The sequence below is a fragment of the Solibacillus sp. R5-41 genome, from assembly GCF_002736105.1.
Lineage (GTDB): Bacteria > Bacillota > Bacilli > Bacillales_A > Planococcaceae > Solibacillus.
This window is the reverse complement of record NZ_CP024123.1, coordinates 2,967,711-2,993,339: the sequence shown is the minus strand read 5'-3', so window position 1 is coordinate 2,993,339 and position 25,629 is coordinate 2,967,711. Positions and strand designations below refer to the sequence as shown.

General features: G+C 38.2%; 29 protein-coding genes. 24 read left to right on the top strand and 5 right to left on the bottom strand.

Going from position 1 to position 25,629, the window contains the following annotated elements:
• Nucleotides 1-142 precede the first annotated feature (142 nt).
• Nucleotides 143-313 (bottom strand): YqzM family protein, encoded by a 171-nt coding sequence (locus tag CSE16_RS14805; RefSeq protein WP_099424616.1) that lies wholly within the window; start codon nucleotides 311-313, stop codon nucleotides 143-145.
• 174 nt (nucleotides 314-487) lie between these two features.
• On the opposite strand from CSE16_RS14805, the gene holA reads away from it, so the two are divergent.
• A complete protein-coding gene (holA, locus tag CSE16_RS14800; RefSeq protein WP_099424615.1) occupies nucleotides 488-1,498 on the top strand; it encodes a DNA polymerase III subunit delta in 1,011 nt (336 codons plus the stop codon).
• Nucleotides 1,499-2,020: 522 nt separating this feature from the next.
• On the opposite strand, the gene rpsT is transcribed toward holA, so the two are convergent.
• The gene (rpsT, locus tag CSE16_RS14795) at nucleotides 2,021-2,269 is read right to left on the bottom strand and encodes a 30S ribosomal protein S20 (protein WP_099424614.1); all 249 of its coding nucleotides are present in this window, start codon (nucleotides 2,267-2,269) and stop codon (nucleotides 2,021-2,023) included.
• Nucleotides 2,270-2,434: 165 nt separating this feature from the next.
• On the opposite strand from rpsT, the gene gpr reads away from it, so the two are divergent.
• From gpr to CSE16_RS14775, 4 genes are all read left to right on the top strand, one after another.
• Complete coding sequence (gpr, locus tag CSE16_RS14790; protein ID WP_099424613.1) at nucleotides 2,435-3,469, top strand: GPR endopeptidase; 1,035 nt, start codon at nucleotides 2,435-2,437, stop codon at nucleotides 3,467-3,469.
• A 97-nt stretch (nucleotides 3,470-3,566) separates the two neighbouring features.
• Nucleotides 3,567-4,457, top strand: coding sequence for a stage II sporulation protein P (spoIIP, locus tag CSE16_RS14785; RefSeq protein WP_253896098.1), 891 nt, complete (start codon nucleotides 3,567-3,569; stop codon nucleotides 4,455-4,457).
• A 269-nt stretch (nucleotides 4,458-4,726) separates the two neighbouring features.
• A complete protein-coding gene (lepA, locus tag CSE16_RS14780) occupies nucleotides 4,727-6,556 on the top strand; it encodes a translation elongation factor 4 (protein WP_099424611.1) in 1,830 nt (609 codons plus the stop codon).
• Nucleotides 6,557-6,876: 320 nt separating this feature from the next.
• Nucleotides 6,877-7,797: a VanZ family protein gene (locus tag CSE16_RS14775; RefSeq protein ID WP_099424610.1), complete on the top strand. Its 921-nt coding sequence runs from the start codon at nucleotides 6,877-6,879 to the stop codon at nucleotides 7,795-7,797.
• A 184-nt stretch (nucleotides 7,798-7,981) separates the two neighbouring features.
• Here the strand turns inward: CSE16_RS14775 and CSE16_RS14770 are convergent, their stop codons facing one another.
• The 3 genes from CSE16_RS14770 to CSE16_RS14755 form a co-directional block, all read right to left on the bottom strand.
• A complete protein-coding gene (locus CSE16_RS14770; protein ID WP_099424609.1) occupies nucleotides 7,982-8,179 on the bottom strand; it encodes a hypothetical protein in 198 nt (65 codons plus the stop codon).
• A gap of 1,051 nt (nucleotides 8,180-9,230) precedes the next feature.
• On the bottom strand, nucleotides 9,231-9,836 hold the full coding sequence (locus tag CSE16_RS14760) for a hypothetical protein (RefSeq protein WP_099424608.1): 606 nt from the start codon (nucleotides 9,834-9,836) through the stop codon (nucleotides 9,231-9,233).
• Nucleotides 9,833-10,471 (bottom strand): phosphate starvation-inducible protein PhoH, encoded by a 639-nt coding sequence (locus CSE16_RS14755; RefSeq protein ID WP_099424607.1) that lies wholly within the window; start codon nucleotides 10,469-10,471, stop codon nucleotides 9,833-9,835. Before CSE16_RS14755 ends, CSE16_RS14760 begins: the two co-directional genes overlap by 4 nt.
• A 175-nt stretch (nucleotides 10,472-10,646) precedes the next feature.
• Here CSE16_RS14755 and CSE16_RS21950 point away from each other — a divergent pair, with 175 nt between their 5' ends.
• The 19 genes from CSE16_RS21950 (at nucleotide 10,647) to CSE16_RS14670 (ending at nucleotide 25,624) form a co-directional block, all read left to right on the top strand.
• Nucleotides 10,647-10,889 (top strand): ABC transporter substrate-binding protein, encoded by a 243-nt coding sequence (locus CSE16_RS21950; RefSeq protein ID WP_099424606.1) that lies wholly within the window; start codon nucleotides 10,647-10,649, stop codon nucleotides 10,887-10,889.
• Nucleotides 10,840-11,187 carry a substrate-binding domain-containing protein gene (locus tag CSE16_RS21945; protein ID WP_253896097.1) on the top strand — a complete coding sequence of 116 codons (348 nt, stop codon included), beginning with the start codon at nucleotides 10,840-10,842 and terminating at the stop codon, nucleotides 11,185-11,187. Before CSE16_RS21950 ends, CSE16_RS21945 begins: the two co-directional genes overlap by 50 nt.
• A 146-nt stretch (nucleotides 11,188-11,333) precedes the next feature.
• Nucleotides 11,334-11,528: an iron chelate uptake ABC transporter family permease subunit gene (locus CSE16_RS21450; RefSeq protein WP_256376295.1), complete on the top strand. Its 195-nt coding sequence runs from the start codon at nucleotides 11,334-11,336 to the stop codon at nucleotides 11,526-11,528.
• A gap of 143 nt (nucleotides 11,529-11,671) precedes the next feature.
• On the top strand, nucleotides 11,672-11,755 hold the full coding sequence (locus tag CSE16_RS22120) for an ATP-binding cassette domain-containing protein (RefSeq protein ID WP_305849728.1): 84 nt from the start codon (nucleotides 11,672-11,674) through the stop codon (nucleotides 11,753-11,755).
• 788 nt (nucleotides 11,756-12,543) lie between these two features.
• Nucleotides 12,544-13,026, top strand: a complete 483-nt coding sequence (locus CSE16_RS21445; protein WP_157764839.1) for a flavin reductase family protein — start codon at nucleotides 12,544-12,546, stop codon at nucleotides 13,024-13,026.
• Nucleotides 13,027-13,041: 15 nt separating this feature from the next.
• A complete protein-coding gene (locus tag CSE16_RS14735; RefSeq protein ID WP_157764837.1) occupies nucleotides 13,042-14,520 on the top strand; it encodes a 4-hydroxyphenylacetate 3-hydroxylase family protein in 1,479 nt (492 codons plus the stop codon).
• A gap of 167 nt (nucleotides 14,521-14,687) precedes the next feature.
• The gene (locus tag CSE16_RS14730; RefSeq protein WP_099424604.1) at nucleotides 14,688-15,440 is read left to right on the top strand and encodes an IclR family transcriptional regulator; all 753 of its coding nucleotides are present in this window, start codon (nucleotides 14,688-14,690) and stop codon (nucleotides 15,438-15,440) included.
• A 22-nt stretch (nucleotides 15,441-15,462) separates the two neighbouring features.
• A complete protein-coding gene (locus tag CSE16_RS14725; RefSeq protein ID WP_099424603.1) occupies nucleotides 15,463-16,020 on the top strand; it encodes a 3-hydroxyanthranilate 3,4-dioxygenase in 558 nt (185 codons plus the stop codon).
• Entirely contained in the window at nucleotides 16,005-17,033 is a 1,029-nt protein-coding gene (locus tag CSE16_RS14720) for an amidohydrolase family protein (protein WP_099424602.1), read from the top strand. The genes CSE16_RS14725 and CSE16_RS14720 overlap by 16 nt, the downstream gene beginning before the upstream one ends.
• Nucleotides 17,008-17,469, top strand: coding sequence for a RidA family protein (locus CSE16_RS14715; protein WP_099424601.1), 462 nt, complete (start codon nucleotides 17,008-17,010; stop codon nucleotides 17,467-17,469). The genes CSE16_RS14720 and CSE16_RS14715 overlap by 26 nt, the downstream gene beginning before the upstream one ends.
• Before the next feature lie 85 nt (nucleotides 17,470-17,554).
• The gene (locus CSE16_RS14710) at nucleotides 17,555-19,021 is read left to right on the top strand and encodes an aldehyde dehydrogenase (RefSeq protein ID WP_371514489.1); all 1,467 of its coding nucleotides are present in this window, start codon (nucleotides 17,555-17,557) and stop codon (nucleotides 19,019-19,021) included.
• Between the two features lie 13 nt (nucleotides 19,022-19,034).
• Nucleotides 19,035-19,814 carry a 2-keto-4-pentenoate hydratase gene (locus CSE16_RS14705; RefSeq protein ID WP_099424600.1) on the top strand — a complete coding sequence of 260 codons (780 nt, stop codon included), beginning with the start codon at nucleotides 19,035-19,037 and terminating at the stop codon, nucleotides 19,812-19,814.
• A 14-nt stretch (nucleotides 19,815-19,828) separates the two neighbouring features.
• Nucleotides 19,829-20,713, top strand: a complete 885-nt coding sequence (locus tag CSE16_RS14700; protein WP_099424599.1) for an acetaldehyde dehydrogenase (acetylating) — start codon at nucleotides 19,829-19,831, stop codon at nucleotides 20,711-20,713.
• Nucleotides 20,710-21,726, top strand: coding sequence for a 4-hydroxy-2-oxovalerate aldolase (gene dmpG, locus CSE16_RS14695; protein ID WP_099424598.1), 1,017 nt, complete (start codon nucleotides 20,710-20,712; stop codon nucleotides 21,724-21,726). Before CSE16_RS14700 ends, dmpG begins: the two co-directional genes overlap by 4 nt.
• On the top strand, nucleotides 21,723-22,493 hold the full coding sequence (locus CSE16_RS14690) for a 2-keto-4-pentenoate hydratase (protein WP_099424597.1): 771 nt from the start codon (nucleotides 21,723-21,725) through the stop codon (nucleotides 22,491-22,493). The genes dmpG and CSE16_RS14690 overlap by 4 nt, the downstream gene beginning before the upstream one ends.
• Before the next feature lie 19 nt (nucleotides 22,494-22,512).
• Nucleotides 22,513-22,704, top strand: a complete 192-nt coding sequence (locus CSE16_RS14685) for a 4-oxalocrotonate tautomerase (protein ID WP_099424596.1) — start codon at nucleotides 22,513-22,515, stop codon at nucleotides 22,702-22,704.
• A 20-nt stretch (nucleotides 22,705-22,724) separates the two neighbouring features.
• Complete coding sequence (locus CSE16_RS14680; protein ID WP_253896096.1) at nucleotides 22,725-23,801, top strand: TRAP transporter substrate-binding protein; 1,077 nt, start codon at nucleotides 22,725-22,727, stop codon at nucleotides 23,799-23,801.
• A 19-nt stretch (nucleotides 23,802-23,820) separates the two neighbouring features.
• Nucleotides 23,821-24,342, top strand: coding sequence for a TRAP transporter small permease (locus tag CSE16_RS14675; protein ID WP_099424595.1), 522 nt, complete (start codon nucleotides 23,821-23,823; stop codon nucleotides 24,340-24,342).
• A gap of 1 nt (nucleotide 24,343) precedes the next feature.
• On the top strand, nucleotides 24,344-25,624 hold the full coding sequence (locus CSE16_RS14670) for a TRAP transporter large permease (protein WP_099424594.1): 1,281 nt from the start codon (nucleotides 24,344-24,346) through the stop codon (nucleotides 25,622-25,624).
• Nucleotides 25,625-25,629 lie beyond the last annotated feature (5 nt).

Below are 25,629 nucleotides of genomic sequence, written 5' to 3'. Positions count from 1 at the left end.
AGCGCACTAAAAAACGGAACGACTCCTGTCCACTTTACTGGTGGTTTTAGGAATGGCTCCGTTTTTTGTGGAAATGCACGAAATCCACAAAAGGTTGACAGCACTTCGTACAAAGAAGCACGACATATGTCACGTTAGAAAATTATCGAATAAAGAATTCGACAAGCATCGCAATAACGAATATTGTGATGAAGAAACCGCCGCCGATTGCGAAACCATAACCAGCATCTGGGAAGTCGTTACCTTGCATTGCGCGGCCACGCCCCTCAAATGGGTTTTCAGTTACGTAATTTGGATCTTGATGTCCTGCCATAAGTAATCCCTCCTAATCACCCATAATTATAAGACAATCCCTTTTAAAAAGCTATATGAAATCCTAATAATTCCATTCTTGTCATTCAACTGAAAGACTTAAAATATTCACATTCGCACTGTACGAAAAAATGTGTATACTAGAGTTTACAAAAAAGTAAAAGGAGGATTCCAAATGTTTACAAAGATTTGGCAAGGTTTTGAAAAAGGGAATTTTGCTCCTGTCTATTTACTTGTTGGGGAAGAATCCTATTTCGTTGACGAAACGATTAAACGATTAAAAGCAGCGCTCAGTAAAGAAGAGGAAACAGAAGTGATGACATTCGATTTAAATGAGCAGCCGATTGATTATGTCATTGATGAAGCAGATACGATTCCGTTTTTCACTGAACGTAAGCTTATTATTGCCAAAAATACATCCTTTTTAAAAGCGACAGAAAAAGGGAAAGAAAAAATAGAGCATGATTTAAAGCGTCTTGAAAATTGGCTAGCGAATCCGTCCGATACAACGGTAACAATTTTTATTGCCCCATATGAAAAACTGGATGAGCGTAAAAAGGTAACGAAGCTCATGAAAGAAAAAAGTGTGCTGTTACTAGCAGAAACGCCGCAAAATAATGATTTAAATGCTTGGATTCGTAGTGAAGTTGCAAAAAACGGGAAGGCGATTACCGAAGCGGCGATTCAAAAATTAATCGAAATGGTCGGTCCAAATATGTTACAGCATCAAATGGAAATCGAAAAGATGGCCTTATATTTAGGAGGAGAGCCTGAGATTTCGGTGGAACTTGTCGAGGATTTAGTTGCAAAAACATTAGAGCAAGATGCGTTTAAAATGTTGAATGCGTACTTAAATAATAAGCAAGAGGAAGCATTAATCATCTATCATGATTTACTGCGTCAAAAAGAAGAGCCAATTAAATTAGTCGGATTGCTTGCAAACAATATTCGAACAATGATTCATGTGTATTATTTGCAGAAAAAAGGCTATCACCAACAACAAATTGCGAAACAATTAAAAGTGCATCCATACCGTGTTCAAATGGTTATAAATCAGCGAAATCGCCCAACGGATCAACGGTTATTACAAGCACTGTACACACTCGCAAATGTCGATTTACAATTAAAGACAACCGGTGGCAATCGTGAACGTCATTTAGAATTATTTTTAATGAAGCAGCTATAAAATGACTGAAGCATGGAAACCCTTTTAAGGTAAAGAGGTTTTCATGTTTTTTTGTAGTGTAAAAAATGGCTCAACACCAAAATTTGATTTTGTAATATTTTTGATCATGTCAAATATGCCGCTTAAATGTATCGAATACGCGAGGTATCATTTGCCCACTTTTGCAGCATGTTCAAAACACGCTGATTAAAAAATGGGCATGTTGCTTAATATTTTTGAATGAAAATCTAACTGACGAAACCGCCGCCGGTAGCGCCGCAATAAATGCTAAAGCTTAGAAGTCGAAACTTTCAAAAGGTTTGCCTTGCACAAAGCACAATGATGAGTCGTACAGTTTTGTGACAACAAAGCTGTGTTGCTCATGTGCTTAGCCAGCCCGCGAGCCCACACTTTAATAGAATCCAAAATGGAAAACTTACATCAACAGAAGATTATTTCACTTTATGTAGTCAAGCGCGTATCTAAAAACAACGAAAAAAGCCAACCGTTCTATACAGAACAGTTGACCTTAATTAATAAAAATTAAGCTTTTTTCGCTAGACGAGACTTCTTACGAGAAGCAGCGTTTTTGTGAATAAGACCTTTAGTAGCAGCTTTATCTAATGCTTTAGAAGCAGCTAAAACTAATTCTTGTGCGTTATCAGCACCAGTAGCTAATGCTACCTCAGCTTTTTTCACTGTAGAGCGCATTACTGATTTAGCGTGCGTGTTTGCAAGGTTTGCTTTTTCGTTAACTTTTACACGTTTAATAGCAGACTTAATGTTTGGCATATCTTTCACCTCCTAAATTGTAGGTATAAGATTGAGTATCTTCTCACTTTTTATGTGTCAATACAACAAAAATCATTCTACCAAAGGATTGAAGGAATTGCAATACATAAATGCAAAGAATATTTACTTGACAGTTTGAACACACTTCAATATGGAGGTGCTTTAATGAAAAATATCGAATGGAATCGAACGGATTTAATTGATGAGTCAGAAGAAGTCGTTTTACATCAAACCGCACAACAAAAAGAAACACTTGAGCAAAGTCGCGGAATTGAAATTGAAGAATGGCAAGAAAAGCGCGTTAAAATCACGAAAGTCAATGTCAACGCACTAGGAGAAGAACAAATTGGGAAAAAGAAAGGAACGTACATTACCCTTTCAATCCCAACATTATCGACGGAGGATAAAGATGGTTTTTCACAAATGAAGGAAACATTGCTTCACTCGTTAGAGGAGTTGCATAAAAAAATTCCGCTAACCGAGGATTCGAAAGTTTTAGTAATCGGACTTGGAAATAAGACCATTACACCAGACGCGATTGGACCGTATACGATTGATTCCATGCATGAAAAACAATCGGAATTGCAAAATCCAGCATTTATTTTGTATGCACCAGGAGTAACGGGACAAACGGGATTTGAGACAAGTGATTATGTAAAGGCATTGACGGAACAAATTAAGCCATCATTAGTAATTGTCATTGATGCTCTAGCGACGAGCGGAAGTGCAAGGTTATGCAGAACGATTCAACTTACAAATACAGGGATCCATCCAGGGGCAGGCGTCGGCAATCAACGTAAGGAAATTTCAGAGGAAGAATTAGGAGTTCCTGTAACGGCAATTGGAATTCCAACGGTTGTAGAGGCACCAATATTAATAGCAGACGCAATAGATGTGGTATTTCGTTCGATTGCTGCAAAAATCTCTGAAAAGGGAAAACCGTCTAGTAAATTATCTGTAACAAACTGGACACCATCGAATGAAGAAGTAGATTTAAAAGTGATTGAGCCTATTTTTGGCGAGTGGGCATCTTGGACAACAGAAGACCGCCGACAGCTTTTCGAGGAAGTGTTTATGACGCATCCTGAACGGTTAGTTGTTACACCAAAAGAGGTCGATTATTGGTTAATTCAATACGCCAATTTATTATGTGAAAGCTTGTTTGAATGGATTTCCAAGGTGCAAGGCGGACAAAACTAGCTTGTATTACATTCCTTTCATAGCGACTAAAAAATAATAGAGAAATGTTCTAATTTTCACCCTATCTCCATATCGTATTGGAGAAAGGGTGTTGTACATGGAAAAAATGAAACGCTTAAGCTTTTTATTATTATTTTTATTTGTACTGCCAATTGCAATCGGGCAGCTACCTTTTCCAAATAACAAAGTTGCAACAGCACCAGAGGAACAGAAATATATGGTTTATGCAGCGACACCAAACATTTCGGAAGAGGAACTTGTCAATGAAAATCCAGAGACAGACCCAGAATCAGAACCAAAACCAAAACCAAAACCAGACCTAGAAAAGACGCCAATACAACAGCTACAACCTAGTACTCCATTCAATGTACTTCTGTTGTATACGCACTCCCATGAGTCTTATAAGCCGATCGTAGAGCAAACAAAAGGCTTACAGGCAACGTACGATCACTACGACGACCAAACAAATATTTTTTCAATGCAAGAAATGATGAAACAATACTTACAATTAAATGGCATTACACCAAGTGTACTGGATTTTGATGCGATGGGTAATGGTGCAAAGTTAAATCAAACTTATAAAATTGTGCGACCTGTTTTAGCTGAACAATTGACGAAACAAAAGTACGATTTAGTTCTAGATTTGCATCGTGATTCTGTGCCTGCCGAGGCGACAACTTTAGTGCGAGATGGGGAAAGTTATGCGAAAGTTGCTTTTGTTGTTGGCGCAGAGCATAGCGGTTATAAAGCGAATTTAGCTTATGCAACAGCGCTAAGTGAGCAATTAAATCTAATGGTACCTGGCATATCCCGCGGCATTCTTAAACAACAAGGGAAAGATGTTAATGGGATATATAATCAAGATTTATCGCCCGTTATGCTGTTAATTGAGTTCGGCGGCATCGAAAATAATGAAGAAGAATTAGAGCGAACGATGGCGGTACTTGCACAGGCCATTGCGAAAGCTTTCGTTGAAACGGAGATTTAAGCATTTTTAGGGATATAAAAGCACGTTGATATGCTACTTCAGAAAATTTGATTTTGTTGGATTGTTGTTGACTGTTGTAGTTTCACGTCGGTTCATAGTATAATTTAAATGACAAATAGCCTCTAGCGTTCAATTGTACAGTTGTGCATAGAGCTAGAGGCTGTATTTTAGTGGAAAAGGTAAGTAGTTATTCATCTACATACGTAATGACACCGTCTCGAATGTAAATGGAGAATAGGTGTTTTTTCTAATTAGGAGAGGACAAATACATGAACCGAGAAGAACGTTTAAAACGCCAAGAGAATATTCGAAATTTCTCGATTATCGCACATATTGACCATGGGAAGTCTACATTAGCAGACCGCCTTTTAGAGTCAACGAAATCCGTAACGCAACGTGAAATGAAGTCTCAATTACTAGACTCAATGGACTTAGAGCGTGAACGCGGGATTACGATTAAATTAAATGCCGTACAGTTGAAATATAATGCGAAAGATGGAGAAACGTATACATTTCACTTAATCGATACACCAGGACACGTCGATTTTACGTATGAAGTGTCACGTTCATTAGCTGCATGTGAAGGGGCTATTCTAGTTGTAGATGCTGCGCAAGGTATCGAAGCCCAAACATTAGCAAACGTTTATTTAGCATTAGACAATGACCTTGAAATTTTACCGGTTATTAATAAAATCGACTTGCCAGCCGCAGATCCAGAGCGTGTCCGTCAAGAAGTAGAAGATGTTATCGGGTTAGATGCATCGGAAGCAGTACTGGCATCAGCTAAAGCAGGTATTGGGATTGAAGATATTTTAGAGCAAATTGTTGAAAAAGTACCGGCTCCAACTGGCGATCCAGATGCACCATTACAAGCGCTTATTTTTGATTCAGTTTATGATGCTTACCGTGGCGTAATCATTTCGATTCGTATCGTTAATGGTACAGTTAAAGCGGGCGATAAGATTAAAATGATGGCGACTGGTGCTGAATTTGAAGTAATAGAAGTAGGTATCCACACACCAAAAGCAGTGCCACAACAAGAGTTAACAGTTGGAGATGTAGGTTATTTAACGGCCTCTATCAAAAACGTACAAGATACGCGAGTAGGGGATACTGTAACATTTGCTGGTAGTCGTGCAGCTGCTACGCCGTTAGCGGGATACCGAAAATTAAACCCAATGGTATATTGCGGTCTTTACCCAATCGATACAGCTAAATATAACGATTTACGTGATGCATTAGAGAAGCTAGAGTTAAATGACTCTGCCTTACAATATGAAGCAGAAACATCTCAAGCGTTAGGTTTTGGTTTCCGTTGTGGTTTCTTAGGTTTATTACACATGGAAATTATTCAAGAGCGTATCGAGCGAGAATTTAATATTGATTTAATTACAACAGCGCCGTCTGTAATTTATGAGGTACATTTAACAGATGGTTCGACGTTAAAAGTAGATAACCCATCAATGATGCCGGATCCGCAAAAAACGGATCGTATTGAAGAGCCGTACGTGAAGGCAACGATAATGGTGCCAAATGATTACGTAGGTGCTGTTATGGAACTTTGCCAATTAAAACGTGGTAACTTCATTGGTATGGATTATATTGATACGACACGTGTTTCGATTCAATATGAAATGCCATTAGCAGAAATTGTATACGACTTCTTTGATTATTTGAAATCAAATACGAAGGGCTATGCATCATTTGACTATGAATTAATCGGCTATAAACCATCGAAATTAAGTAAAATGGATATTTTATTAAACGGTGAACAAGTCGATGCATTAAGCTTTATCGTTCACAAAGACTTTGCTTATGAGCGCGGAAAAGTCATCGTAGAAAAATTAAAAGAATTAATTCCTCGTCAACAATTTGAGGTGCCAGTTCAAGCGGCCATTGGTCAAAAAATTATCGCGCGTTCAACGATTAAATCAATGGGTAAAAACGTACTTGCAAAATGTTACGGTGGTGATATTTCACGTAAACGTAAATTACTTGATAAGCAAAAAGCAGGTAAAAAACGTATGAAGCAAGTAGGTTCAGTAGAAGTTCCTCAGGAAGCGTTCATGGCAGTTCTGAAAATGGATGATACGAAATAATTTAAAAATCCAGTAATGCCAATCGTTTGGCGGTTTATGGTGTGGAATGTTTTATCATTCCACACCATATTTAAATCGTATTAGTAAGCTTTCCCCGCGTTTACATATGCCAATTTCGTATTATTGAGTACTTTTTTACATAAAAATATGAAGTGAATGAACAAAACTTTCCTTGTAATTAACATTTGGTATTAAAAACAACAATTAGTTAATTCTTCTTTAATCAGTTCATAAAATGCATTCAATTTTTTAACCTCGCTTTCTTCTATGAGTAAAGTACAATTCCCATTTAGCAACATAATGTAGGCGGAGGTAAAAATATGAAAAAGCAAAATTTAATTAGGACGGTTACTATTTTTTATACAGTTCTAACCTTATATTTTATGTTTTTAGGCTTTAATCGACTAGAACATAGAGATGACTATATGGAAGCTGGCTATGAATTTTTGCTCATTCCATCAAGTGTCCCTTTGAAATTCCCTAGTTTAAGCTTTTCTTGGCTGTACGATTTTGGAAATATAGCGGCATTTATCCCATTTGGCATCCTATTTCCTTTATTAACACAAGTACATTTTAAGAAATTTATAGGGTGGTTTATTTTCGTCATTCTTGGTTTGGAGACGATTCAACCTTTATTGTATCTTGGAACTTTTGATGTAGATGATGTTATATCAAATACGCTAGGTGCGACGATAGGATATATTGTATATAAAGTGGGCTTCACTTCAACATGGACTTTGAGAAAATTCATTGCTTCTTCCTTGACGGCCCTTTTATTGTTCGTTTGTGTGATGATTGTTTCGGAAGCTATGGAGAAACGGATAAGCTCTGAGCACCCTTTATATGCTATCAAAGAAATTGCAGGAGCAAAGCCAATAACAAATAATTTCCCGTACTTCACTATAGATGGTAATAAAATAGAACCCCAATTCAACCTATATAGTAGTGAGGGAAATGATAGCAAAACCTATACATATATCATAGAGGGCAAAGAGGATTTAATCCTGTATTTAAACCTTGGTATCCCTGATAATGAAGAGTTCAAAGGAGAGGTGACCATCCTTGCGGATGGAAATGTAAGGTTCCAAACGAATGGAGAGAATTTGATGGAATCCGAATTAATCGAAATACCCTTGGAAATTCCGCTCTATTATACATACAAAAAAATGACCATTACGATCACAGGTAATATAAAGCTTTGGGATGTAAGCTACACAGAACTTAAGCACTGGTGGGAATAGAAAGAAAATATTACCTAGTTATAGGATGTTTATTTTTGGGAGTGGCATGGTGTGGATTGATATAAAATAAACTATTCCACACCAAATTACCACAAAAATCAGAATGTCCACTTTAACATACATATTAGTTTTCGGACATACTCGAAAAAATCTAGACAAAAGTAAAACAAAATGTAATTAGGTTTTACATATCCCACACTAAAAATGAGGGATGCGTATCATTTTTATCTGTAAGAATTTTAATAATCTCTCCAACCTCTAATTTATAAATCTCACCAGGACCCATCGACCAATTCCAATCTGGGTCTACAATCCCAACTAAAATATCAGCTAAAGCAGATTTTCTGTCATTAATTTTAAACGTAATTCCCCTCTTTTTCATTCATACTCTCTCCTTTATTTATGCTATAGTTCCTCAATTTATATAATTTCAAGATTCCCGTATACTACACCCTATAATAATCCTTATTAGCAAAACTAAATAAGAGCAATCTGTTTTTAGATGGAAATTAATATAACCGAACTTGTCCATTAAAAATAATAATAAACTAAAAATAATGCTCATCGCCAAATTCCGGGGATAACAAATCACTTTGGAAATGCAAGTTGATTGGAATGAAGGAAGGCGAGTGTAGCTGACGGCTAACGCCTTTCGCTACAGAGTAAAGCTTCTTGCGGGAATAGTAGCAAATGAACACAGGCTAAAAGCGTCATGACCTGTGGCAATGCCTTTGTGACCAATATCGTGTTGGCCTGATAATCCACTTGTTTTAAGATACATCTAGAAACAAATTAGTTAGACCGTGCCCGCGGAAAGTGCCCGTACCGGAATGGAAATCAAGCCCTAGTTAATGGGAAGAACTAAAATAAGTAAATCTCATTAAGAGTATGTATGGCGCAAGGAATGATAATTAAACGTTATGCCTAATTTATTACTAATGGTTTGCTTTTGAGCCCTCAACGCTACCTTTAATATGCATGGCTTGTACGTTTTGATTTCCCTAAAGCACCTGGAGCTGACTTATCCAAAGGACAAATATTTTTAGCTAAAAGTAAGGTTAAAGGATGGTTTGTTTGGTTTCGCTACCATTAAACTGCTATTCCTTATTGAACTAGGGCTTTAGTTGAAGAAGGATTAATCTAATCATAGTAAAACATATATATTTATTAGAGAATTAGTAAGTGGGGAGCTCAAAGGAGAAACGATGTTTACACAATGTTACTTTCAAGCATGGGGCATTGACTTTTCAATTTGGGGTGAGCCATTACTATCAAAATTACTATATTTAAATGATTAGGTTTACAGTAATTATAAGTTAATAAATTTTAATACCCTTCCAAATGAATGGAAGGGTATTTTTTCATGATGAGCTATACAAACTATCTGTCTACTTGAAAGAGATAAGTTCAAGAGAAATACTTAAGGGTTTAATTTAGATCCTACCTTCTGCAATCCAAGGCATGAAACCGTCTAAAAATCTTTCAGTAGCTGGCATGAAATAAGCTCCAAAATGATAATCTGGATCTAATGTAGTAACGATTAATGTCCCCTTCGTGCTGACTTTATCTACATACATAACTGCGCCACCATCTTCGGTTGTTATTAACTTTTCAGCGCCCTTTGGTGGCCAGAAAACACCGTGCTGATGCCAAGTAGCATCAGTTAATGTCAGATAATTAAACAAGTCATAGTGAGGAGCAGCTAAGACAAGACCACTTTTTGCTCCTTTTTCAAGCCACCACCAGAAGTTTGTTTCACGGTCTTCCCATTTTTGGTTTGGAAGCCATTTCCAAGGCTGTGGACCAAATGCTATTACAATTCCACCGTTATCAGCAAAGGTACGAACTTTGTCTGCTGCACGTATTAATAATTTTTCGTTTAGCTGAGAAGGGAATAAGAGTACGTCAAATCCGTCTAATACTGTTTGCTCGAAATCTGGGAAATAGATGTGTTGGGTTATATATTTTTTAAATTTAGGTTCATTAAAAGTTCGGTTATGAGGGGCATTACCGCTCATGATCACTGCTATTTTTCTCATATGTTTTTACTCCCTTGGTGTAAATCCTGAATTTCTGAATGAATCCATTGTAATAATTGTTCGCTAATGCGATCTGTTGTTTTGTTTTGCTTGTAATACCATATGAGGTCATTACCTGCATGTGCTAAAATAGTGCCTTTTGTTGTATTGCGGTCAATATATGTGACAGGTTCATTGTTTGGCAACGTAACTAGTACTTCGGCATTCGCTGGTACCGGATGATATCCACGGGCAAAGAAGCCAGAAACTCCTTTGTTATATGTCATATCATCAGGGTTAACTCCTGCAAATATCCCTTGATCCTTTATGATAGTAAGAGCGTAGTCAGTATGGTGATTAATAATTTTCGGGATAAAAAGACTAGCCCCAGGTAACCAATCAATATATATGTGTCCACAAAAAACAATTAATTTTTGATCATTTAAAAATTGCTCGATTAATTCTTTGTGTAAAGCCAGGTACCGTTGGTCAACGAATTCAGGAATAATCAGTGCTTGAATAAAAGATAAATCTGTATTAACTAATTCATATTGATCAATTAATGTCATATTGTCATTGATAAATGGGTTAGTTCTGCGTTCAAGTCCAAATGCATTGCCTGGATCTAAAATTAAAATTTCTTTTTTAGTAGTCATAATAATCCTCCAAAAAGCTTGTGATGGTAATTCTGTCTATAATTAATGTAATCTTATCACTATTGATAATCATTATCAAATAGAATTTTGGTAATGATTTGATATAAAAAGGAATATTTAAGAAAAAAAGAATAAACATTGACAAAATCTATGTGTTGTAATTTGTCGGAAAATTTTGCGTTTAGGGAGTTGGAAATTTCCATTATCAGTATTAGCCATTTCTGCAATGTTAGTAGGTTGTAGTCAGAAGGAAAATGCAAGTAAATCACTATCAAAAGAAATATCAGAAACGAAAGAGGAAAAGATCATAAAGGACGAATTAAATAGAGAAGTAAAAATCCCAACAAATCCTGGTCGCGTTGTGGTAGGTGGTATTCTACCTTATTTTTCTACTTGGTATGCATCCAAACTCAATTAATGCAGCTTCTCATTCAATCTTAAAAGATATTTCACCGGACATCTTAAAAGCAGATACAAATTTTATTAAAAATGGTGAAGTAAATATTGAGGAATTAATAAAAGTTAACCCTGAAGTTTATTGTGAAATTGCAACAGATGAAAAATCTATAAATAAATTAGAAGAAGCAGGTATTCCTACTGTTGCATTACAAGCAACTGCGAATTCTGATGACCCATTAGAAATATTAAATCGATGGTTAACATTAACAGGTAAAGTCACAGGAACAACAGAACGACCAGAAAATCGAAGAAGGTAAAAAGAATCAAAAAGAAATAAATGATTAGCTTGCAAATATCCAAAAAGAAAACAAGCCAAAGGTAATGATTCTTCAATATCATAGCGATAAAGAAATATCAGTAGCAGGTTCTAATATGCACATGGAAATGGGCGCTATTATGGCTATTGCCGATAATATTTGGTTTCTTGTCACTTAGAATCGGGCGCTATCAAGTAGATTTACTAGTTCAGTTTAAGATTTTATTATCTCATGTGTTTGAAGTTGAGCAAACGTGGTCCCAGATGGAAGAAACAGTTGTAATGAATATTCGTTTGCCACGTATTCTACTTGCAATGCTAATTGGTTGCTATATTACTTAGAAAAACAGGCGGTGGTTGGCAATGAACATAGCCGTAAAAGATGGGAATTTTTATTATAGTAGAGGGAAACAGCATGACAAAACAACTTTTTTGTATCATAATCCAATCAATTTTGAGTTAAGCCAGGAGAGATTTTATCGATTTTGGGTCCTAATGGTTCAGGGAAAACAACAATGTTGAAATGCATTATCAGATTACAGCCTTGGAAACAAGGGGCATACAGTTGAATAAGGCTCATTGAAATAATCAAACTTTTATATAAGAAACGCATCATACTGAAAATAAAATGATTATTAATATTTATAATTTATTAACAGTAAGCCCGACATAAAAAATATTCCCATCTTATCAGTACATGCTTTATTAATTTTAACAATACAAGTTATCCCCATCAATTCCCCACCATTCAGCTAATTATAAGTAGATATTTTACGATACGTAGTAATACCAATCGCTAAGAAGCGTTCATGGCGGTTCTGAAGATGGATGATTCGAAATAACGGATCGATTGGTACTTGAAGCGTCTAGCATAAATACCAAAAGTGATATATCCTACTAAAAACTTGCCTATCAGCAGTAATTGATCAGCAAGTTTTTTCTTTTTCATTCACAACTTTAGTTGCTTGTTTACTTAGAAAGATGATTATCATTCACCCTAATATTTCCATTTTCTTATCAATAGATAAAAGTAATATAAGGCTATTCGTAATGGGACGGTCTTATTTTGCATTGATGCAATTAAAGGGGGACACTCCATAAAAGTTACGTAAAAATGAGTAAATCTAATTAAAATTAAACATAAATTCAATATTTCTAATAAAAATTAGGTGTAATAATCAAAAAAATACCGTAACAGTTATTCCACGATAAAAATTATGGCCATTTTGTGACGTTCGGAGTCAGATAATTCAGAAATTTAAAGTGTACGATTTCACTATATGAAATATAATCCATTATATACAAATGTAATATTGCTATTATGCTAATAACTTAATTGAAAGAGAGGATTGTTTTGATGGATATAAAACTTCTTCGTCAAACGTTTGGCAAATTTGCAACGGGTGTGACGGTCGTTACTTGGTTTGATGGTGATGATATTAATGGAATTACTGTGAATTCCTTTACATCGGTGTCATTAGAACCAGCACTCGTACTCGTTTCGATTGATAAGAAAGCAAACTCTTTAACTCAAATGCAAAATAAAGCGTTTACAATTAATATTTTGGCGGATGATCAAGAAAAAATCGCTTGGCAGTTTGCAGGTCGAGAACAGCAAGGATTAAAAATTGAATGGGAAAAAGGTGGCATCGCTCCAATACTTTCAAATGCGGCAGCCTTTATCGAATGTAAACCATGGAAGCAAGTGGATGCAGGAGATCATGTCCTATTTATTGGGGAAATTGAAAACTTTGGGCGTACGGAAAAACATGCGTTAACTTTTTATGAAGGAAAAATGGGATCGACTGAAAAAATTTGTCAAATAGAAACTTCATACTAAGGGGGACTGAAAAAAATGGGAATTCGAACAGGTCAACAATATATTGATGCACTGAAATCAAGAAAACCAGAAGTATGGTTAAACGGAAAAATCGTAGAAAGTATTTATGATGAGCCGTATTTCCAGCAGCCAATTCAAGAAATCGCCAAATTATATGATTTACAATCAGACCCAAATTATCAAGATGAATTAACACATATTTGCGAAGAAACTGGTGAACGTGTTGCCAATTCGTTTTTATTCGCAAAATCTTATGAAGATATTATGAAGCGAAGCGGTGCGTTCGAAATTGTGGCAAGACAAACATTTGGCTTGATGGGCAGAACGCCAGATTTCTTAAATACGGTGGTTACATCACTTGCGCAAAACTCATGGTTCTTAGCTAAATACAATCAAGATTGGGCAAAAAACATTGAAAATTATTACCGCCATTTACGCGATAATGATCTGTTCTTAACGCATGCCATTGTGAACCCTCAAAATGATCGTAGTAAAACATCACATGAACAGGCGGATCAGTTTACTCACTTAGGTGTTGTCGAAGAAACGACTCAAGGGATAATTGTGCGTGGGGCAAAAATGCTTGCGACATTAGCAGCAGTGACAGATGAAGTAATTATTTATTCGTTCCCAGGCTTTGCACCAGGAGATGAGCGTTATGCATTAGCATTTGCTGTCCCTGTTGATGTGGAAGGATTAAAAATCATATGTCGTGAACCACTTCAAGACGGTACTCGTTCAACGTTTGATCATCCTTTAGCATCCCGTTATGAAGAAATGGACGCGTTACTTATTTTTGAAGATGTCCTTGTACCTTGGGATAAAGTATTCCTTTATAACAATGTAGAAGCAGCAAATTTACTGTATCCAATGACAGGAATTGCCGAGCAACCAGCGCATCAATCCGGTGTACGTGGCTATGTAAAGCTTGCCTTTGCTGTTGAAGTTGCGTGTAAAGTGGCCGACTCAATCGGTGTCGATCAATATTTAAATGTACAACGTGATTTAGGTGAACTTGTTCAATCAGTTGAAGTTATCCGCGCATTATTACGTACTGCAGAGCATGAATTTACGATTACACCACAGGGTGAGGCTCGTTTAAATCCAGAGGCACTCGAAACAATTCGTGGCATGATGCCGGAAATGTATCCACGTGCAATTGAAGTGATGCAAACGATTGGCGCAGGTGGATTATTAATGATGCCAACAGAAGCTGATTTTGAAAATCCTGAATTACGTCCAAGTATTGATAGTCATTATGGTGGGCGTGCTGGAGTAGATGCAGAGGAACGCATTAAGATCTTCAAACTTGCATGGGATTTATGCGGTGAAGCGTTTGGCATGCGTGCACTTCAATATGAGCGATATTACACAGGTGACCCAATCCGTAAAAGAGCAATTTACTATAACAAGTTCAAAAAACAACATAAGTTTGAATTAGTAGGGTCCATTTTATCGAAAGAAAATAACAAAGCAGTTAAACAATCCACATAATTTATTTTAGCAGTAGTCTCCCATCTATCTTGGTATTGGGATGAATGCGGATTTTAAGCTACTATTCAAAGGATGTTCAATCAAATGCTGAAATAGTGGAACTCTGGCTATGAACGCCGAATCCAGACGCAATCATAATTGATAATATTATAGGGGTGGTGAAGCGATTGATAGAGTCTGTTGCAAAGTTAGCGACGATTATTGAGTTGTTTACAGATGGAGAGCCTTCATTGAGCAACAAGGAAATTGCAGATAAATTAAATTCACCACCGAGCTCCACACATCATTTTTTAAAAGCGATGTGCCAACAAAGAATTCTTATTCAAGGGAGTGATCGGCGTTACCGCTTGGGGTGGAAAATTTTGGAGTGGAGCAACAAAGTTATGTATTTTCAAGACATTAATGCAGAAGCGGGTCCCATTATTAGTCAATTGTTAACCCGTTTTAAAGGAACTTCTCATATTGGTATGTTTGATGATGGTAAAGTCCGTTTTGTGTTTAAAGCGATGTCACCTCATGTGGATGTTGTGCCAACCTTCATTGGAAGAACCCGATTTCCTGCGCATGCAACGAGCATAGGCAAAGTTCTGCTGGCATACAATAAATCGTTTATGGAGCCAATGATGGCAGGGGGTATGCTAAAAACCACACCAAACACGATTAGTTGTATTAAAACATTGGAGGATGAATTAGCGCTTATCCGTGAACGAGGTTATGCGATTAGTGACGCTGAAAATGAAACAAAGACTTATGGTATTGCAGCACCGATTAAGTCGTATAACGGACAAGTGGTTGCTGCCTTAAACTTAGTCGGTGAAAAAGCCTATATGGAAAAGGAAAAGAGTCTCATTACGCATGAGGTCGTGCGTGCGGCTAGCTTAATTTCAAGGCAAATAGGCTATATGACAATCAATTACTAACAATTATAAGGGGGATTTTTTTATGTCTAAGGAAACAGTGAGCAAATTACAGGCGAGATCATTAAATTTATGGAAAATTATTGAGGAGAATAAAGATTTACTAAAACCTCCTGTAAATAATAAGGCGCTATGGGAAGATTCGGAATTTCTAATTATGTTAATTGGTGGCCCAAATGCACGCCGTGAGTTCCATGTAGATCCTTCTGATGAAATCTTTTACCAAATTAAAGGCTCATGCTATATAGAAGTAATTAATGATGAAAACAAGCGTGAAGTAATAGAAGTGAAAGAAGGGGAAATGTTTACGCTTCCTGCAAATGTTCCGCATTCACCACATCGAGTTGCAGACACTTACGGAATTGTTGTAGAACGTAAGCGCAAAGAGGGAGAGTTAGAGGATTTAGTTTGGCTATGCAGCGAATGTGATCATCAGCTATATAATGCGCGCATACAAATGGCGGATATCGGTCGTCAAATTGCAGAGGGTATTTCATTCTTTAATGCGTCAGAAGAGCTGCGTACATGTACGAACTGTGGCCATGTAATGCCTGAAACAGTGAGTGAATGGCAATGCGAATAGATTTTCATACGCATATTTATCCAGAAGATTTACCAGATTTAGCGAAAAAATACGGCAACGATCGCTGGCCGGTACTAGAAAATAAATGTTCTTGTGGGGCAGATATTATGGTGTCGGGAAAGGTTTTCCGCGCAGTAGATGCACAAGTTTGGGACGCGAAAAAACGCATTGAAGACATGGATAGAGAGCGTGTGGATATGCAAGTTTTATCACCTGTTCCCGTGACATTTTCTTACTGGGCACCTGCCCTACAAGCACTGGAGTTAGCCGTTTATCAAAATGATTTTATCGCACAGACAGTAAAGCAATATCCAGATCGTTTTATCGGGTTAGGAACAGTGCCGTTGCAAGATTCGGAAATTTCTGTTAAAGAATTAATCCGTTGTAAGGAAATCGGTCTGGCTGGTATTGAAATTGGTACAAATGTAAATGGTCAAAATTTAGATAGCGAGTATTTACTTCCATTTTTCAAGGCTGCTGAAGAGTACGACATGCCGTTGTTCGTACACCCATGGGAAACGATGGCAAAGGATCGCACACCACAACATAATTTCATGTACACAGTAGGTATGCCAAGTGAAACGGCATTAGCCGCAGCGAGCTTACTGTGGAGCGGTGTGATGGAAAAATGCCCAAATCTAAAAGTCTGTTTTGCACATGGTGGTGGGTCTTTCCCTTATATTTTACCGCGCCTTGATCAAGGGTGGAAAGTATGGCCAGACATACGTAAGACAGAGCATCCGCCAAGTTATTACACAAAAAACTTTTACTTTGATTCATTAGTATATGAACCACAAAATCTCCAATATTTAATTGACCGGTACGGAGTGGACAAAGTCATTATGGGATCAGATTACCCGTTCTTACTTAGAGAAATTGACCCAGGAAAAGTTGTGGATGAATATGGCGCGTTGTCAGATGAGGACCGTGCTGCCATCCTTGGCGGAAATGTCCTATCCTTTTTAAACATTGAAAGGAGCAAAATCTATGGTAAATCAGTTGAAAACGCCTGAAGACCGCTTGCAAGAATTGGGGATTGAGTTAGGACTACCCCGCTCAGCAGTTGGAAACTACGTAAGCTGTGTACGCACAGGAAATTTAATCTTTACATCCGGGCAAGGTGTCGATCAATTTCACGGCAAATTAGGTGTTGAGCTTTCAGTTGAAGATGGGTACGAAGCATGTAGGCAATCGATGATCAATCTAATTACTGTTTTAAAGAACGAGTTAGGTGAGCTGTCGAAAGTGAAACGTATTGTCAAAATATTAGGCATGGTAAATTCGGCACCTGATTTTACACAGCAACCGAAAGTAATGAACGGTGCATCCGATTTACTCGTGCAAGTTTTTGGAGAAAAAGGGAAGCATGCGCGTTCAGCAGTAGGAATGGCACAGCTTCCAAATAATACAGCAATTGAAATTGAAATGATTGTAGAAATAGAAGAGTAGTGCAGGGACGGCTTTAAGGAAATCGTACACGAGACGGTATTTTCTTAAAGTCGTTCTCACTATCACGGAAGGAGTGACCTGTAAAATGCAACCGATGAAAATTGGAACGAAAAGTATCAATTGCCGAAATTATATTAATGGTCAATTTATTGATGTCCAGGATGAAATGAAATTTGAAAATATTAATCCAGCGACAGAAGAAGTGGTCGGATGGATTGCCGAGGCAACGAAAGACCAGGTAGACGATGCTGTTGCTGCTGCAAAGGCGGCATTAAAAGGACCGTGGAAAGAGTTCACAACAAAAGAGCGTTCTCAAATCCTTCGCCGTATAGGGGATTTAATTTTGGAAAACGTAGAAGAGCTCGCGGTATTAGAGGCGACGGATACTGGTAAGCCCTATTTATTAGCATTAGAAATGGATATTAAGCGTTCTGCTCATAATTTCCATTTCTTTGCGGATTATTTAACATCTTTAGGCAATGAGTCGTATAACCAAGATAATATCGCCCTGCATTATTCAGTTACACGTCCAGTAGGGGTTGTTGCCATGATCAATCCATGGAATTTACCTCTATTGCTATTGACTTGGAAATTAGCACCGTGCTTAGCTGCGGGTAGTACAGCAGTTATGAAGCCGGCAGAGTTAACGCCAATGACAGCAACGCGCTTAGTTGAACTATGTAAAGAGGCGGGTGTGCCAGACGGGGTAGTCAATCTTGTGCACGGTTTTGGTGGAAATTCAACAGGTGCCTTTTTATCGGAGCATCCAGATGTTGACGCCATTACATTTACAGGTGAAACACGAACAGGTACGACGATTATGAAAGCAGCTGCACCAACGCTAAAAAAGGTTTCGTTTGAGCTTGGTGGAAAAAATCCTAACATCATATTCGCAGATTCTGATTTAGATGAAGTCATTGAAACAACATTAAAATCAAGCTTTATGAACCAGGGACAAGTGTGTTTATGTGGTTCGCGTATTTATGTTGAACGTCCGATTTTTGATGCCTTTATCGAAAGGTTTGTCGCGAGAACAAACGAGCTTAAAATAGGTGATCCATTTGAAGATAGTACAAATATCGGTTCGGTTGTCGGTAAAGAGCATTACGAAAAAGTGATGGGTTATATCGATATTGCACGTGAAGAAGGCGGCCAAATCTTAACGGGTGGTGGACGTCCAGCTGGTATAGAGAAAGGTTATTTTATCGAACCAACTATTATTGTCGGTCTGACACAAAATTCGCGTTGTGTAAAAGAGGAAATCTTCGGTCCGGTAGTTGCGGTTTTACCATTTGACACAGAAGAGGAAGTACTAGACTACGCAAATGATACGAATTACGGCTTAGGGGCGACAATTTGGACAAATGATCTGCGTCGTGCACATCGTGTTGCCGGTCAGATTGAATCAGGTATTGTCTGGGTGAATACATGGTATTTACGCGATTTACGAACGCCATTTGGTGGCATGAAGCATAGTGGTATTGGACGAGAAGGCGGAGCACATAGCTTCGAATTTTATTGTGAAGTATCCAATATTACAATCAAATTGTAAAGGGAGTGGAATGATGGTTGTTAATTTAATCGAGTGGTCACATAAATTGTTAACGGCAGAACAAAATCAAAATGGAATTCAGCCACTTACGCAATCACTAGAAAATTTAACAGTGAAAGATGCGTATTTAATTCAATTAGAAACAATAAACGAAAAAGTAGCACAAGGGCATCGTATAACGGGCAAAAAAATCGGCCTTACTTCTAAAGCGATGCAAGAATTATTGAACGTAGATGAGCCGGATTATGGGCATTTACTTTCGAATATGGAAATTAAAGATAGTACGACTTTACGTAGTGATTATTTAAAACCACGCGTAGAGGCAGAAGTTGCCTTTTTTTTAAAAGCGCCCTTAAAAGGACCTAATGTAACTGTAGCGCAAGTAATTGAAGCGACGGATTACATAGTTGGCAGTCTTGAAATTGTGGATAGTCGTATTGAAAATTGGAAGATTAAGCTATTAGATACGATTGCAGATAATGCATCTTCGGCGAAATATGTTTTAGGGGATGTAAAGCGCGATGCTGCACAAGTAGATTTACCAGAGATTGAAATGGACTTTTATAAAAATGGTACGAAGGTGAATACAGGGAAAGGCGAGGATGTATTAGGAAATCCCGCAGCCTGTGTTGCTTGGCTGGTAAATCGCCTTGCTGACTTTAATATCGGTATGGAAGCAGGGGAAGTGATTTTATCAGGCGCATTATCAGCGGCACTCGATGCAGAAGTTGGCGATGTTTTTGTAGCTGATTTTGGAGAATTATTAGGCAAGGTAGAAGTTGAATTTAAATAAAGGGTGGTACCAAAATGGAAAAAATTAAAGTGGGCATTATCGGTTCAGGGAACATTGGAACAGATTTAATGATGAAAATCCAACGATCACCGTATTTAGAAATGTCAGTTTTAATTGGAATTGACCCGCAATCTGAAGGGTTGAAACTTGCAAAGGATGCAGGAGTTGTAACCATTTCAAATGGAATTGAAGGTTTTCTTGAGAAGCCAGAACTCGCAAAAATTTTGTTTGATGCAACATCAGCAAAAGCGCATCAACACCATGTAGACGCTGTTAAAGGATTGAATATCCGTATTGTGGATCTAACCCCAGCGGCAATAGGTCCATTCGTTGCGCCGACGGTTAATTTAACGGAACATCTCGAAAAAGATGTCGTAAATATGATTACTTGTGGTGGACAAGCAACTATTCCAATCGTCCATGCGATTCATTCGGTTCAGCCAGTAAATTATGCAGAAATCATTGCCACAATTGCATCCAAAAGTGCTGGCCCTGGGACGCGCGCCAATATTGATGAATTTACACAAACAACAGCGCGTGCGATTGAGCAAGTAGGTGGTGCAAAAAAAGGGAAGGCGATTATTATTTTGAATCCAGCCGAGCCGCAACTACTGATGCGCGATACAGTGATGTGTTTATTAAATGAGGATGGGGATGCAGAAGCCATTTCAGCCGCTGTCATAGACATGGTGAGCAAGGTGAATGACTTTGTACCAGGCTACCGTTTGAAAATTGACCCGCTCATTGAAGGCAAAAAAGTAACGGTTTTCCTTGAAGTAGAAGGGCTTGGCGATTATTTACCAATTTACGCAGGAAATTTAGACATCATGACCGCCTCTGCATTAAAAGTAGCTGAAGAGATTGCGAAGTCGATGTTGGAAAGGGCTGAAGTTCAATGAAACCAATTTACATTACAGAAGTAGCAATGCGTGATGGAAGTCATGTTGTTGGGCATCAATTTACTTTCGAACAAGTGCGCAAACTAACACAAGGGCTTAGCGAGGCAAAAGTACCCTACATCGAAGTAACGCATGGCGATGGCTTAGGCGGATCGTCGTTACAATACGGCTTTTCAAAGGAGTACGACATTGAATTAATCAAAGCGGCAGTGGAAGTAGCTGGGGATTCGATTGTTACGGTGCTATTAATTCCTGGCATTGGGACGATTGAAGATTTAAAACTTGCTTTTGATGCGGGTGCACGCGCAGTTCGAGTAGCTACACATGTCACAGAGGCAGATGTCTCAAAACAGCATATCGAAACAGCGAAAAGATTAGGGATGGAAGTGTTTGGATTTCTTATGATGGCCCATTCAGCACCCCCTGAAATTGTATTACAACAAGCATTATTAATGGAATCTTACGGTGCAGATGGTGTGTACGTAACAGATTCTGCAGGTGCGATGTTGCCATCAGATGTACGTGATCGTATTCGTTTATTAAGCGAAAATTTACAAGTTGAAATTGGTTTCCATGCCCATAATAACTTGAGTTTAGCGGTTGCGAATACGCTCGTGGCCATTGAGGAAGGTGCGACGCGTATTGACGGTAGTATTTGCTGCTTAGGTGCAGGTGCTGGCAATACGCAAACAGAGGTACTGGTCGCTGTGTTGCAACGAATGGGGATTGAAACGGGAATTGAATTATATCAAATGCTCGATTTAGCCGATTATGTACGCAACGAAATTTTACCGCAACCACAAGATATTACGTCGGGCAGCTTAGTTATGGGCTATGCCGGTGTGTATTCGAGCTTTTTACGTCACGCAAATCTCGCGGCGGAAAAAGTAGGAATTGATGCACGTGATATTTTAGTAGAGCTTGGAAAATTAAACGTTGTTGGTGGTCAGGAAGATACGATCATTGAAGTAGCACAAAAACTAGTGAGAGACAAGGTTGGTGGCAAGCGATGACTTTATTTAACTACGCTTCACAAGTTGCGACAGCGCAAGCGACGAAGCAGGCAATTGAAAAAATTACCGTTTCGAAGCCCGATTTAACGGTCGAGCAAGCATACGAAATTCAAAAGATTAGTATCGAACAAACATTAACGGCAGCCAACCGTTTTATTGGGTGGAAAATGGGCTTAACAAGTGTAGCAAAGCAGCAACAAGTCGGTGTAGACTCACCTATTTATGGCCGCTTAACATCTTCTATGAATTTAATAACGAATGAACTAACGGCTGCCGAATATATTCATCCACGCGTAGAGGCAGAGGTCGCATTTGTCTTCAAAAAGGCGTTATTTGGTGCGAACTTAACACCGCTTGATGTATGGGATGCAGTAGAAAGTGTGTATTTAGCACTTGAAGTAATCGATAGCCGTTATCAAAACTTCTCATTTACTTTGCCAGATGTCATTGCGGATAATGCTTCATCGACGAAAATCTTATTAAGTGCACAAGCATTTTCACCGTATGCATTGGATTGGTCCGCGGTTGAAGTTACGTTAAAGCTGAATGGTGAAGATAAGTTATTCGGACAAGGTGCAGCCGTACTTGGTCATCCAATCTATTCGGTCATTGAATTATTAACGATGTTAGAGCGAGAAGGACGTGGTATTACACCTGGTCAACTCGTTCTAACGGGTGGGATTACTGATGCGATTGCCGTGGAAGCGGGCGACGTCATTGAGGCGGATTACGGCGCGTTAGGCAAGCTGACGCTAAATGTGAAATAGAGGTAGGTGTAAATATACGATGCCTATTGTACAAATTCAACTACTTGAAGGGCGTACAGATGAACAAAAGGAAAACATCATTGCACAAGTAACCGAAGCTCTTGTAGAAGCCGCGGAAGTGTCAGCAGAACAAGTCCGAGTCATCATTACAGAATTTCCAGCAAAGCATTGGGGTATTGCAGGGAAGTCTAAACATAATGTAAAAAAATGAAATAAGAGGAGATTGCATTTATGAATAAAATATCGAAGTTTCTTCAATTCGGATTATTCTTTTTAATGGTATTGGCATTAGCTGCATGTAACTCAGATGAGTCAGATTCAACAACGGCAAAACCGGATGCAGACGCAGGAAAGAAGGTCGAAACGTCGGTAGCAGGTGATGCAAGTGCGGAATTGGATTTACCAACGAAGACATTTAAGCTTGCACATATTACAGCGACAGATCATATGTGGCATTTAGCAGCAGAAAAATTCAATGAAGAATTAAAAGCTCGCTCAGGCGGTAAAATGCAAGTGGAAATTTATCCGGCAAGTCAGTTAGGAACGGAAGCGGATATGGTACAGCAAGTAGAAGCAGGGTCGATTGACTTTGCGTTAATTACAGCTGCGTACTTAAGTGCTCGTACACCAGACTTAGCGGCATGGTTTACACCTTATGCATTTGATTCATTACAAGATGCGTATGAAATGAGCCAAGGAGAACTTGGTAAAGAAATGTTAAAGCAAATTGAAGGTACGGGATTAAAACCATTAGATTATTTATTTGCAGGACAGCGTGTCATGATTACGAAAGACAAAGAAGTTAAAAAACCGAGCGATTTAAAAGGCTTAAAAATGCGCGTAACACCGTCTCCACCGCTGACATTCTTCTATCAATCAACAGGTGCAGCACCTGAGGCATTACCGCTACCAGAAGTATACTCAGCATTACAAACTGGTGTAATTGACGGAATGGATATGGACTTAGATGCGACGATTACAAATAAATATTCTGAGGTAGCAAAATACGCGACGGTAACGAACCATATGGTATGGCCATCAATCATTTTGACGAACGATAAAGCCTTTAATGATTTGTCTGCTGATGCGCAAAAAATCATTACAGAGTCATTAGTTGTCGCTTCAAAATATGCAGTAGATACACGTTCGGCACAAGAGGAAGATTTTAAAGCGAAATTGGCAGACCAGGGCATGACAGTTACTGAATTAGGTGCTGAAGTATACGCAGAAGAAATCAAATTATTCGATAATGAATATAGTGCAAAATCAGATCTAATGAAACGCTTTATCGAAGCTGCACGTAACTAGTCTCTAGGGGGGATTTTGAGTGGTACAATTATTGACTAAATTCAGTGATTTCCTAACAAAGCTGGAAGAATTGATTATGGCGGTTTTGATGGGTGCGTTAGCAATATTGATGATTGCTGCAGTTTGTTATCGTTACTTCCTAAAAGATCCAATCCCTTGGGCTGGTGAAGTCTCCATTTTCTTATTGATTTGGACATCCTTTATTGGTGGAAGCTGGGGCCTGAAATATGGCACCCAAGCTTCTGTTACATTTCTGTATGATGCGATTTCAGACAGCAAGAAAAGGTGGCTACGCAGTGCACAGGATTTAACGATGATTGTATTTTTAGGAGTCTTAATTTTTTATTCGATGAAGTGGATTATGCTGCCATCGATGCTTATTCAAAAATCAAGTGCGCTACAAATTCCGATGTGGATTCCATATAGTGCTGTTCCAATAGGACTGGTGTTTGCTTTTATTCATATTTTGACTCGTTTTTTGAATAATATTGTGAACGGTGAACCTGAAGTAGTAGAAAATGTAGAAGGGGGCGTGAGTTAGTATGACATTTTTAACGATCGCCATTTTCTTTTTGTTATTAATAATGGGCATTCCTATTGCAATGGTTTTAGGTATTATTACGATTATTTATTTCCTTTTAAATGGACAAATCATGTTACTTGATTCTACTCCACTACGTATGTATTCGAGTCTCGAAAATTTTGGATTACTCGCAATTCCGCTATTCATGTTAATGGGCGAAATTATGAATGAAGGTGGGATTACGGCGCGTCTCGTACAATTTGCCCGAGTACTGATTGGTCACTATAAAGGTGGACTTGCCTATGTAACGGTAGTGGCGAATATGTTCCTGGCGTCTATTTTAGGTTCTGCCAATGCACAAGCTGCGATGATGAGCAAAGTGATGGTGCCGCAAATGGAAAAAGAGGGGTATAAACGCGAATTTGCAGCGTCTATTACATTAGCTTCTTCCATTATTGCTCCGATTATTCCACCAAGTATGATTTTTATCATCTATGGAACGCTTTCGAGTACGTCCATTGGGGCACTGTTTATGGCGGGAATTGTGCCTGGTATTATTTATGGTCTTGTATTTATCGGGGTTATTTCATTTATGGGGTATAAGCAAAACTTTCCAAAAAGTGAGCGAGCGTCATTAAAGCTAATTTTGAAAAGTACAATTCAAGTACTTCCAGCATTATTAATTCCTATAACGGTTGTTGTCGGGATTTTAATGGGGATTTTTACAGCGACAGAGTCAGCGGCCGTTGCCTGTTTAATTGCCATTATTGTAGGACTATTTTTCTATCGCGAATTAGATTTGAAGAAAATACCGAAGATGTTAATTAGTACAGTAACAAATACTGCAACCGTTACGTATTTAATTATTATGGCAAATATTTTTGGTTGGATGATTGCATTTGAAAGAATCCCGCAATTATTAGTGGATAGCATGTTAAGTATTACAGAAAGTCCTTGGGTATTTTTATTACTTGTAAATCTTGCATTACTTGTCGTCGGCATGTTACTCGACGGAATTGCGGCACTGATTATTTTAGTACCTGTTTTGATGCCGCTTGTGGTGGCATTAAACATTGATCCCGTGCATTTTGGGGTAATTATTTGTATTAATTTAACACTTGGATTATTAACGCCACCAGTTGGGACAGGGTTATTTATCGTGTCTTCAATGGCAGATGTGAAGTTTGAGACACTTGTAAAAAGTGTATTCCCGTTCATCGTCATCTCGTTCATTGTTTTATTATTCCTTACATATATACCAGACCTAGTGCTTTTTGTTCCGAAAATGTTAGGAATGTAGAAAGA

What these genes read in the sequence shown, in the direction of transcription:
- CSE16_RS14715 (WP_099424601.1), top strand. Translation starts at nt 17,008, where the DNA reads ATGGTAAATCAGTTGAAAACGCCTGAAGACCGCTTGCAAGAATTGGGG.
- CSE16_RS14755 (WP_099424607.1), bottom strand. Translation starts at nt 10,471, where the DNA reads ATGACTACTAAAAAAGAAATTTTAATTTTAGATCCAGGCAATGCATTT.
- CSE16_RS14700 (WP_099424599.1), top strand. Translation starts at nt 19,829, where the DNA reads ATGGAAAAAATTAAAGTGGGCATTATCGGTTCAGGGAACATTGGAACA.
- CSE16_RS14760 (WP_099424608.1), bottom strand. Translation starts at nt 9,836, where the DNA reads ATGAGAAAAATAGCAGTGATCATGAGCGGTAATGCCCCTCATAACCGA.
- spoIIP (WP_253896098.1), top strand. Translation starts at nt 3,567, where the DNA reads ATGGAAAAAATGAAACGCTTAAGCTTTTTATTATTATTTTTATTTGTA.
- CSE16_RS14770 (WP_099424609.1), bottom strand. Translation starts at nt 8,179, where the DNA reads ATGAAAAAGAGGGGAATTACGTTTAAAATTAATGACAGAAAATCTGCT.
- CSE16_RS14725 (WP_099424603.1), top strand. Translation starts at nt 15,463, where the DNA reads ATGTCTAAGGAAACAGTGAGCAAATTACAGGCGAGATCATTAAATTTA.
- CSE16_RS14685 (WP_099424596.1), top strand. Translation starts at nt 22,513, where the DNA reads ATGCCTATTGTACAAATTCAACTACTTGAAGGGCGTACAGATGAACAA.
- gpr (WP_099424613.1), top strand. Translation starts at nt 2,435, where the DNA reads ATGAAAAATATCGAATGGAATCGAACGGATTTAATTGATGAGTCAGAA.
- rpsT (WP_099424614.1), bottom strand. Translation starts at nt 2,269, where the DNA reads ATGCCAAACATTAAGTCTGCTATTAAACGTGTAAAAGTTAACGAAAAA.
- lepA (WP_099424611.1), top strand. Translation starts at nt 4,727, where the DNA reads ATGAACCGAGAAGAACGTTTAAAACGCCAAGAGAATATTCGAAATTTC.
- CSE16_RS14690 (WP_099424597.1), top strand. Translation starts at nt 21,723, where the DNA reads ATGACTTTATTTAACTACGCTTCACAAGTTGCGACAGCGCAAGCGACG.
- dmpG (WP_099424598.1), top strand. Translation starts at nt 20,710, where the DNA reads ATGAAACCAATTTACATTACAGAAGTAGCAATGCGTGATGGAAGTCAT.
- CSE16_RS14680 (WP_253896096.1), top strand. Translation starts at nt 22,725, where the DNA reads ATGAATAAAATATCGAAGTTTCTTCAATTCGGATTATTCTTTTTAATG.
- CSE16_RS21445 (WP_157764839.1), top strand. Translation starts at nt 12,544, where the DNA reads ATGGATATAAAACTTCTTCGTCAAACGTTTGGCAAATTTGCAACGGGT.
- CSE16_RS14705 (WP_099424600.1), top strand. Translation starts at nt 19,035, where the DNA reads ATGGTTGTTAATTTAATCGAGTGGTCACATAAATTGTTAACGGCAGAA.
- CSE16_RS14775 (WP_099424610.1), top strand. Translation starts at nt 6,877, where the DNA reads ATGAAAAAGCAAAATTTAATTAGGACGGTTACTATTTTTTATACAGTT.
- CSE16_RS14805 (WP_099424616.1), bottom strand. Translation starts at nt 313, where the DNA reads ATGGCAGGACATCAAGATCCAAATTACGTAACTGAAAACCCATTTGAG.
- CSE16_RS14710 (WP_371514489.1), top strand. Translation starts at nt 17,555, where the DNA reads ATGCAACCGATGAAAATTGGAACGAAAAGTATCAATTGCCGAAATTAT.
- CSE16_RS14735 (WP_157764837.1), top strand. Translation starts at nt 13,042, where the DNA reads ATGGGAATTCGAACAGGTCAACAATATATTGATGCACTGAAATCAAGA.
- CSE16_RS14720 (WP_099424602.1), top strand. Translation starts at nt 16,005, where the DNA reads ATGGCAATGCGAATAGATTTTCATACGCATATTTATCCAGAAGATTTA.
- holA (WP_099424615.1), top strand. Translation starts at nt 488, where the DNA reads ATGTTTACAAAGATTTGGCAAGGTTTTGAAAAAGGGAATTTTGCTCCT.
- CSE16_RS14670 (WP_099424594.1), top strand. Translation starts at nt 24,344, where the DNA reads ATGACATTTTTAACGATCGCCATTTTCTTTTTGTTATTAATAATGGGC.